This is a genomic window from Kitasatospora sp. NPDC058478, from assembly GCF_042720345.1.
In the GTDB taxonomy this organism is placed as follows: Bacteria; Actinomycetota; Actinomycetes; order Streptomycetales; family Streptomycetaceae; genus Kitasatospora.
In genome coordinates, this window is sequence record NZ_JBHXML010000153.1 from 1 (window position 1) to 2,817 (window position 2,817).

A 2,817-nucleotide genomic window follows, 5' to 3' on the forward strand; every position below is an offset into this window, starting at 1 on the left:
GGCGAGGGGCGGCCGCACGCCGACACGCGCTGTTCAACGGGGACTTGGCGACGCCGGGCTCAGAAGGTCCGGGTCGGCGGGTGCGGAGCGGCGCAGGAGGACGATCCGCAGGAGCTGGAGCTGGGTGCCCCGGAGGCGCCCGTCTCGGGCAGGGCGACGGTGTCGCGCAGCGCGGTGACGGTCAGCTCGCCGAGGTCGAGGTCGTCGAGGGCGAGGACGTCCTCGAAGTGGTCCGACATGTGGTCTCCCGGATGTTCGAGATGAATTGACGGATGGTCAGAACGAGTCCGCGCCGGGCAGGTTCGGCTGGGCGCAGGAGGACGAGGCCTGGCAGGAGCAGGACCCCCAGGAGCCGCCGTTCTCCGGCAGGGCGACGGTGTCGCGCAGCGCGGTGACGGTCAGCTCGCTGAGGTCCAGGTCCTGGAGGTCGAGCGCCTGGCCGACGAGGCCCGGGGCGGACGTGGACGCGGACATGGCAAGGTCGGACATGTCGGACTCCTTTGGGGTGGCGGACGAGGCCGAGGTGCGCTTGTGGCGGGGTGGGGGCCGAGGGTGTGCCGGCCCCCGGGGGTGCGGCGGCGCACGCGGATCGTCCTGACCCCGGCGTCGCACCGCCCACCGGCGACTCTAGGCCGCGGCCGGCCGCGCCGGACCCGGGCGCTCGGCACATTGGCCGGATGCCCACCTCGCCGGGCGCAACACCGGCTCCTGCCTCAGCCGCACTTGAGCGAGCCGTGACCGGCGCTCCGGTGCACCGCCCCCATGGCGGCCGGGGCCCGCCGTCCGCTCGGGCGCCCCGGCCGATCCGCTCCAGCCGATCCGCTCCAGCCGATCCGCTCCAGCCGATCCGCCCCGGCCGATCCGCTGCGGTCAGTCCTGCGGGGTGAACGACTCCAGGTAGGCGGCCGCCTTCGCGGGGTCGAGGAACCACTGCTCCAGGTCGGCCGGGTCGTTGAAGGCGTTGGCGAACCGGACGGCGACGGGCGGGAGTTGACCGGCGGCGCCGAGCAGGTGCAGGACGTGCTCGGGCGGCGGCGCGAGCATCGCGTTGCTCCAGACGGTGCTTGGGCGCACGGCCTGCCAGAAGCGGTCGAAGGCGGCCCGCATGAAGTCGCGGTCGAACGGCTTGTCGCCGTGGGCGAGGATCGCGTCGAGGTAGCCGGCCGCGCACCGGGCGGCGTTGTTGGAGCCCTGGCCGGTGATCGGGTCGTTGAGGACGACGACGTCCGCGACGCCCAGCACCGCTCCGCCGCCGGGCAGTTCGCCGACCGGGTGGCGGACGGCGGGGGTGAAGCGCCCGGCGAGGGTGGCGCCGGCGTCGGTGAGTTCGATTCCGGCCCGGGCGCGGTCGTACTCCCAAGGAGTGAAGGCCTTCATCAGGTCGAGCGTCACCCGCAGGTGTTCGGCCGGGTCGCGGACCCCGTCGAAGGCGTCCGCCGGGCCGCCCGGGGCGGCCTCCCAGAGCAGGATGTCGCACGGGCCGGCCGCGGTCAGCGCCGGCATCACGAACAGTTCGCCGATGCCGGGCACCACGTTGCAGCGGACGGCGGGGAAGTCGTGCTCGGGGCGCGGGCCGAGCCCGTACACGTAGCTGGCGGCCAGCGCGCGCTGCGGCCGGTCGTACCGGGAGCGCTCGTGGTCGCGCTCGAACATCGCGGCCAGGTCGCCCTTTCCGGCCGCGACCAGGACCAGGTCGTAGGAGCCGGAGAGGTGTTCGAGGTCGCCGACGGTCACCGGGCGGACCACGACCCGGCCGCCGCGCCCGGCGAAGGTCTCCAGCCAGGCGGGCATCTTCAGCCGCTGGTCGACGGACTGCGCGGGCGCGTCCAGGCGCCCGACCCAGTCGATCACCCGCACGGACTGCGGCCCGGCGACGGAGACTCCGAGGCCCTCGATCCGGGGTGCGGCGTCCGCCCAGAGGTCCAGGCCGAGGTCGCGTTCGGTCCGCAGTGCGGCGTCGAACATGCACTGGGTGGACAGCACCCGGCCGCTGCGGACCGCGTCCGCGTCGCGGTCGGTCATCACCGTCACGTCGTAGCCGTGGGCCTGGAGCCCCAGGGCCAGTTGGAGGCCGGCCTGCCCGGCGCCGACGATCAGAACTCTGCGCATCGTCTCCGCTTTCCTGGTTGTACGTCCCGGCCCGGTCTCAACACCCTTCCGTCCGTGGGCTGGTGAGCCCGCAGGGGGCGGTGGGCGCTGGCCGGCCGCCGGTCGCGCTGCCAGTGGCCTGGATACCAGCCATCGGGCACCGGCGTCCACGGCCCGCGCGCGCCCTGCCGGGAACGTCACCGTCCGCGGTCGGATGCCCTCGAACAAGCGATTTGAAAAATTCTTCAACTTCATACATGCTGGCGAGCCGCCGACCCCCGGCCCGACCTGAGAGGACAGCCCGCGCGCATGAGCGACCACCTCCCCCCGTGCCCGTCGTGCTCCAGCGAGTACACCTATGAGATGAACGCCCTCATGGTCTGCCCGGAGTGCGGCCACGAGTGGATGCCCGCGGCAGGCGGCGCCGCCGAACCGGCCGGCCCGGGCGAGCGGGTGATCCGGGACGCGGTCGGCAACGTGCTCAGCGACGGCGACACCGTGACCGTCGTCAAGGCCCTCAAGGTCAAGGGCAGCGTCTCCGGCATCAAGGCGGGCACCAAGGTCCGCAACATCCGTCTGGTCGACGGCGTCGACGGCCACGACATCGACTGCCGGATCGAGGGGTTCGGCGCGATGCAGCTCAAGTCGAGCGTGGTCAAGAAGGCCTGACCGGGCCCGCGCCCGGCGCGAAACGGCGGCGGCCCGTACGAGCACCTGCTCGTACGGGCC

General features: G+C 73.4%; 4 protein-coding genes. 1 reads left to right on the plus strand and 3 read right to left on the minus strand.

Annotated features, from left to right (window positions below; genetic code table 11):
• Positions 1-59 precede the first annotated feature (59 nt).
• The 3 genes from ACFWPT_RS40765 to ACFWPT_RS40775 all read right to left on the minus strand — a co-directional run bounded on the left by ACFWPT_RS40765 (position 60) and on the right by ACFWPT_RS40775 (position 2,109).
• The gene (locus ACFWPT_RS40765; protein ID WP_363376356.1) at positions 60-239 is read right to left on the minus strand and encodes a thiazolylpeptide-type bacteriocin; all 180 of its coding nucleotides are present in this window, start codon (positions 237-239) and stop codon (positions 60-62) included.
• A 37-nt stretch (positions 240-276) separates the two neighbouring features.
• Entirely contained in the window at positions 277-489 is a 213-nt protein-coding gene (locus ACFWPT_RS40770; RefSeq protein WP_380381049.1) for a thiazolylpeptide-type bacteriocin, read from the minus strand.
• Positions 490-870: 381 nt separating this feature from the next.
• On the minus strand, positions 871-2,109 hold the full coding sequence (locus tag ACFWPT_RS40775; protein ID WP_380488095.1) for a styrene monooxygenase/indole monooxygenase family protein: 1,239 nt from the start codon (positions 2,107-2,109) through the stop codon (positions 871-873).
• A gap of 288 nt (positions 2,110-2,397) precedes the next feature.
• Here ACFWPT_RS40775 and ACFWPT_RS40780 point away from each other — a divergent pair, with 288 nt between their 5' ends.
• Positions 2,398-2,757, plus strand: coding sequence for a zinc ribbon domain-containing protein YjdM (locus tag ACFWPT_RS40780; protein WP_063345891.1), 360 nt, complete (start codon positions 2,398-2,400; stop codon positions 2,755-2,757).
• The last annotated feature ends 60 nt before the right edge of the window (positions 2,758-2,817 follow it).

What these genes read in the sequence shown, in the direction of transcription:
- ACFWPT_RS40780 (WP_063345891.1), top strand. Translation starts at nt 2,398, where the DNA reads ATGAGCGACCACCTCCCCCCGTGCCCGTCGTGCTCCAGCGAGTACACC.
- ACFWPT_RS40770 (WP_380381049.1), bottom strand. Translation starts at nt 489, where the DNA reads ATGTCCGACCTTGCCATGTCCGCGTCCACGTCCGCCCCGGGCCTCGTC.
- ACFWPT_RS40765 (WP_363376356.1), bottom strand. Translation starts at nt 239, where the DNA reads ATGTCGGACCACTTCGAGGACGTCCTCGCCCTCGACGACCTCGACCTC.
- ACFWPT_RS40775 (WP_380488095.1), bottom strand. Translation starts at nt 2,109, where the DNA reads ATGCGCAGAGTTCTGATCGTCGGCGCCGGGCAGGCCGGCCTCCAACTG.